Raw genomic sequence first — 5,088 nt, forward strand, 5'->3', positions numbered from 1 at the left:
CAATAAACAGACAATTGGTAGTCGAAACATTTGTGAAACGCTTGGGAGAGTAACGTGGAACACCCCCTTAAAAGAGGTTTTAAAAGAGGTTTTAAAAGAGGTTATAAAAGAGGTGGGGGTCTCCGACTTCGTCTCCGTGCCCCAAAATGCCAAATCAGGACCAAAAACCAAAAAGGAGTGAGCGAAAAGCACGCTCACATTTTGCTTGCAGCGTTCACTTCATTCACTCGCTAAATTCAAAATCAAAAGCGTGGTTCAGGAAAAGCCTCGACTGACGCTCGGCAGGTAAGCCCAGATAGGCATAAAAGGCCATACTTTGCGTTCTAAGCCATTTTAAAGATAATTTCATATAAATACCTGTTAAGCAAAGAAATGCGTCAGAAGCCAAAATACGAGCCCTGAGAGCAAGCCTGTTGGTACAACAGCATACAAATAATTTTTAATTTCATACCAACTCATATTTTTATGTGTTCGATCAATTTCCGTAGATAAACGGTTAGCGACTTGGTCCATAGTCCCTTGAACGGTCTGGTTTAGGCTGTCGTTTAGGGTTTTTAACGTGTTGTTGTTGTCCTGTTGGACGCTGTTTATCTTTTGCAGTTCGGCGATTGTCCTTTGATTGACGGTCTTTGTCTGCTCGTTGAAGTGGTTTTGCGCGTCTTTTAGCGTCGCGACTAATTGTTCTTTGTTGGTCTCTCTGCTGTTTTCTAAATTGTTCAAGGTCTGTTGAAAGGCTTGATTGACCTTTTGACTGGTTTGTGTGATTTGTGCCAGTTGTTCGGTCAATTCGATTTGTTGTTTGCTTTGGAGTTGAATTTGTGTGCCCTGATAGTTCCTGATTTCTTTCAGGGTCTGATTGAGCGCTGTTAAATCTGTTTGTATCTGGGTTTCTGGTATCTGTTTGGTTGAGTCTTGAGTCTCTGGTACGTCTTTCCAACTCATTGTAAATTGCCCCCTTTTGGTAAGCTGTGCCGAGTTTGTTACCACGTGCTTTATAATTCGTGCCTGTGAGCTGATAGGTAAGGTCTTTTCCCCGTTCCCATACATCTATCGCCTTTTGCTTTAAATCGTCTCTAAACGTCTGAAAATCGCGAATCAGGGGATTAGACATGGTGCTGTCAACGGCTTGTCTGATTTGGTCTTTCCATGTGGGTTGCCCACGATCATGCATTTTAATTTCTGCCATAGAACGTTTTTCATAGCGTTCAGGGTCAACTTTCGTAACTTCAAGCCCATGTTTTTGTACGATTTCATCGGTATTATGGACTAATTTTTCGCGGTATTCTTGCCAGTTACCGTGCATTTTTTTCCCTGTTTCTAAGTCGATTGCCCCAATGACGGCATGAATGTGTAAAGCGTCCGTGTCGGCATGTTCGTACAAAGCGACTTGCTGATTAGGGTAGGTTTTTTGATACACTTCTTTGGCAATATCGAGCGCTTTTTGTTGGTCATCTTCGTTTGTCGGGTCAAATTCTTTGGGGCTAAACGAGATACGGCTAGCATACGCCTGCGTCTTGCCTTGATTGCCATACACTTCACGGACTTGTTTGAATTGACTTTTTGCGTAGTCAACATCAAGGTTTAGTCCGTCTTTTAAGACCGCTCGTTTTTCGGCGTAATTGACAAGGCGTGACGCGCTGGCAGACCGTTTTATGTGAGTTGTTGCCATATGTGTGCCACCTCACTTTGCAGTTCCTGCAATGCTTGGGCGGGAACATTGCCCCCTTGATTGGCGTGTTTGGCTAATTGATTGAGATTACTCCCAATTTTTGCTAATTGACGGGTTAACTCTTGCGCTTCTTTTGCACCAATCTTAGGGGCAACGATCCGCGCCCCTTGTGCCTTCTTTTTGACAAAAGCAGGCACGGACATATTTAAAGTTTTCGCAGATTGCGAAAGCTTTAAATAGTCCTGCTCGCTCACTCTAAAATTGATTTGTCTACTCTCTTTTCGATTAGGTTGTTTATTCGAATAAGAGCTAGCCATATTTGGTTGTTCGCTCACTAGTCCCACCCCCTTATTTTGCCTTAACAGGCAAGTGAATTAATTGATTAAGCTCGTGAAACCCTAAGGGTTTCTACTCACATAATAAATCAATTCACGGGGTTTGGCAAGCAACCCACATGCTAGCCACTTACGTGTCTGATGTGGTGCTTGCAAAGGGGACGCTAGCGCTCGCCCCTTGACCCCCTAGCTACGCAAACTCATGGCAAAATGACTAGCTGTATGCTAGCCACTTTTTGCCAATCGTTGCGTATGCCATTTGCTGATTTATTCCGCAAATGGCGTCTACCCGACGGGGGCTGTCTGCCGAATTATTTTGCATAATAAGCATGATTTCATCAAGACAATTTTTGCACTTGACGCATGCTTTCAGCAGGAGCTCTTCCAGCAGACCATTTCATGGAGAGTTCTGCCCGAACAGGGCAAGCGTCTCACGCTTGACCGAGGTTGCATTTGTGCTAGTCCGCTTGTAGCAAGGCTTTCAGCTGTTTTATTAGCAAATAAAAAAGACAGATCAGTGGAAACCACTGATCTGTCTTTTTTTAAATGTTATCTTGTCGGACTACAGAATTTGCAGTTCCACTCATATCAAGGATTGATGAACATTTTAAAATCGAGTTATTTCTATATAGTATCAAGACAAGAAGAAACTCGTTTCACTCGTTTCAAAAACCCTCCTGATTTTTAGAGAAAAATTCTCTTATTTCATCGTCTTTAATAAAATAATATGCCATCTTTCCCTTTTTATAAAAATCAAGTACATCATTTTTATATAAAAGTCTTAAATGATGTGAAGTTGAAGCAACACTCATTTTCAATATCAAAGAAATATCACAAACACACAACTCATCTTCTTTAATCAAAGATAATATAATTTTCAATTTCTTCTCATCACAAATTTTTTCTAAAATGTTAAGTAATTTCTTAGATTTATCATCTTCTAAAAAACTTAAAGCATTGTTAACTTTATCCTCATGTACACAGATCACATCACAAGCATTTTCATAACTCATATGAAATCACACCCTAAATTAAAATATAAATCCTAAAATTGTTTGAATAGTGTCATTTTCTATAATAATAAATAAACCTAAAGCTATATAAATAACAGCCATAATCCAACGACCAAATCTCTCAACAATTTCTCCAACTCCTGGAATATTAGCTAATTTATGTGCAGTAAATACCAAGAAGAAAATTAAAATTAAAAAGACAAACAAAGTAATTAATAAATTAGTAACACTTAATGTCACAAAATAGGGAACAAATACACCGATATTATCAGCACCACAACTTGCTATCGTAACAATTGCAATCGTACCAACTAATTTAGACAATCCTTTTTCATTCAATTCTTTTTTAGTTCTCTCTTCTCCGTCACTATCACCATAAATAGCCACTTTAATTCCTAAATAAATCGGTATTAACCCTAATAATCCTAATATCCATTTTTCAGGAACATAATTTAAGACAAAGGCAAAGAATAAACTTATGACAATCAATGCCACAGATCCTACATATTGACCAATATAAATATCTCGATATTCTTTCCTAGTCTTTGCTCTAGCAAAGAACATTAATAAAATCACTAATAAGTCTAATGCTGTCGCAATATAAAGAATAGCAGCAGTTACAATAGTCTGAATCATAATTACGCCTCATTCAAAAATATTTTTGAATGTATTATAGCTTATTTTTTTAAATAATTATAGTTGCTTTATTCCAATTGCTTTATTGACGTTGAGCCTCGGAACCCTTAACAATCCCAAAACTTGTCGAATGGTCGGCTTAATAGCTCACGCTATGCCGACATTCGTTTACTTTTCAGTTTAACGGTATCAACGAGTAAGTATTGGGTGTAGTGCCCTTTATCTTTTAATTGCAACAGAAATGGCGCAAAATCTTCATTGATTTTGATTTGAAGTTGCCCATTTTCCCAAATACGCACAACTTCAAACCACCCCGTTAGAGTAATCCTCCGTTTCGTAGTTTTTCGAGTATTTTTTGTCGCTCCTCTGCACGAATCTGTTCTTCGCGCGTCTCTTGTTCTTGTTTATTATGTTCCGCTTCGGTCGTTCCTAGCTTGAGACCTTTGATTTTATCAATTGCCCGCCATTTTTCTTTGTCGGACAGTTCGCCATTGTGCTCGATATTGAATTTGGCTTTCTTCAGGCGTTCAGTCTTGCTGACGTGGACATCTTCGGCATCTTTGCGTTCTGCTTTCCAAGCAAAAGCGTAACCGATGACAGGCTTTCCACGTCCCTTACCGTATTTTTTGCGGATGGTTAAGCCACGAAAGAATGGGGTTAGTTCCTCTTTGATTGGGGCTAATACTTTGCTATCAACGTTGGCCATTTTGGTACTGTAGCTCACTGGAATGGCTAATAATTCAAAGAAGTCATTTTTTGAAAAGTAAGCATAACCCGTGGTGCGATAACCTTTCAACAAGCGAAACATAGTTTTTGCGTAGCTACTTTTAAGATCACGAAACTCGGTTAAAGCGTAACGTACCCAGCTTTCTAGGTTGTTGAGCAAAGGAATTGCGTCACGATAAACTTCAACGTCAACATAGGGCTCGTCAGCGTCCCCATTAATTTGAAATTTGGTGAACATAACAAAGCGCGTGAAACTCAAGCCTGACTTACTTTGACTACCGAACCTCAAGTCCATTAGGTGGTCGTAAGTGCGCTTAATATCGTCGATAAAGCGCCGATTAGCGGTGGGCTTGTAATTACTCAACTCTTTGAGCTGTTCAAAGCTGAAACGGACTGTCTGGTCGCCTTTATCTCGCATGCGAGACACAATCGAGAAAAACAAATTCATCTCGGTTGGCGTAAATTTTCGCAGCGGAATGGTATTCAGTTCCGGTTGATACTTCACTAATTCGTTACTCATTTAATCAGCTCCATTTCTATGACTATTATATCATAAATGAAGTAGTCAATAAACAGACAATTGGTAGTCAATAAACAGACAATTGGTAGTCAATAAACAGACAATTCGTAGTCAATAAACAGACAATTGGTAGTCGAAACATTTGTGAAACGCTTGGGAGAGTAACGTGGAACACCCCCTTAAAAGAGG

At 39.5% G+C, this 5,088-nt stretch carries 6 protein-coding genes and 1 pseudogene; 1 reads left to right on the top strand and 6 read right to left on the bottom strand.

Translation table 11 applies throughout. The features are described 5' to 3' along the window. Positions 1-181, top strand: a 181-nt coding sequence (locus EKM99_RS16040; RefSeq protein WP_225419887.1) for a hypothetical protein, incomplete at its 5' end; no start/stop codon positions are given. A gap of 315 nt (positions 182-496) precedes the next feature. On the opposite strand, the gene EKM99_RS15315 is transcribed toward EKM99_RS16040, so the two are convergent. From EKM99_RS15315 to EKM99_RS15340, 6 genes and pseudogenes are all read right to left on the bottom strand, one after another. Beyond that, positions 497-1,669 carry a relaxase/mobilization nuclease domain-containing protein gene (locus EKM99_RS15315; RefSeq protein WP_125584181.1) on the bottom strand — a complete coding sequence of 391 codons (1,173 nt, stop codon included), beginning with the start codon at positions 1,667-1,669 and terminating at the stop codon, positions 497-499. Continuing rightward, positions 1,651-2,004 carry a MobC family plasmid mobilization relaxosome protein gene (locus EKM99_RS15320; protein ID WP_024855836.1) on the bottom strand — a complete coding sequence of 118 codons (354 nt, stop codon included), beginning with the start codon at positions 2,002-2,004 and terminating at the stop codon, positions 1,651-1,653. Before EKM99_RS15320 ends, EKM99_RS15315 begins: the two co-directional genes overlap by 19 nt. Before the next feature lie 665 nt (positions 2,005-2,669). Next, positions 2,670-3,017 carry an ArsR/SmtB family transcription factor gene (locus tag EKM99_RS15325; protein WP_010891100.1) on the bottom strand — a complete coding sequence of 116 codons (348 nt, stop codon included), beginning with the start codon at positions 3,015-3,017 and terminating at the stop codon, positions 2,670-2,672. An 18-nt stretch (positions 3,018-3,035) separates the two neighbouring features. Beyond that, entirely contained in the window at positions 3,036-3,653 is a 618-nt protein-coding gene (locus EKM99_RS15330) for a CadD family cadmium resistance transporter (protein ID WP_024855833.1), read from the bottom strand. Between the two features lie 167 nt (positions 3,654-3,820). Further along, a pseudogene (locus EKM99_RS15335) lies at positions 3,821-3,985 on the bottom strand (RepB family plasmid replication initiator protein); the annotation flags it as partial. Continuing rightward, entirely contained in the window at positions 3,970-4,899 is a 930-nt protein-coding gene (locus EKM99_RS15340) for a replication initiation protein (protein ID WP_125584182.1), read from the bottom strand. The gene EKM99_RS15340 and the pseudogene EKM99_RS15335, both read right to left, overlap by 16 nt. Positions 4,900-5,088: the final 189 nt, after the last annotated feature.

The sequence above is a fragment of the Levilactobacillus cerevisiae genome, assembly GCF_003946245.1.
GTDB classification, from domain to species: domain Bacteria; phylum Bacillota; class Bacilli; order Lactobacillales; family Lactobacillaceae; genus Levilactobacillus; species Levilactobacillus cerevisiae.

What these genes read in the sequence shown, in the direction of transcription:
- EKM99_RS15330 (WP_024855833.1), bottom strand. Translation starts at nt 3,653, where the DNA reads ATGATTCAGACTATTGTAACTGCTGCTATTCTTTATATTGCGACAGCA.
- EKM99_RS15340 (WP_125584182.1), bottom strand. Translation starts at nt 4,899, where the DNA reads ATGAGTAACGAATTAGTGAAGTATCAACCGGAACTGAATACCATTCCG.
- EKM99_RS15325 (WP_010891100.1), bottom strand. Translation starts at nt 3,017, where the DNA reads ATGAGTTATGAAAATGCTTGTGATGTGATCTGTGTACATGAGGATAAA.
- EKM99_RS15315 (WP_125584181.1), bottom strand. Translation starts at nt 1,669, where the DNA reads ATGGCAACAACTCACATAAAACGGTCTGCCAGCGCGTCACGCCTTGTC.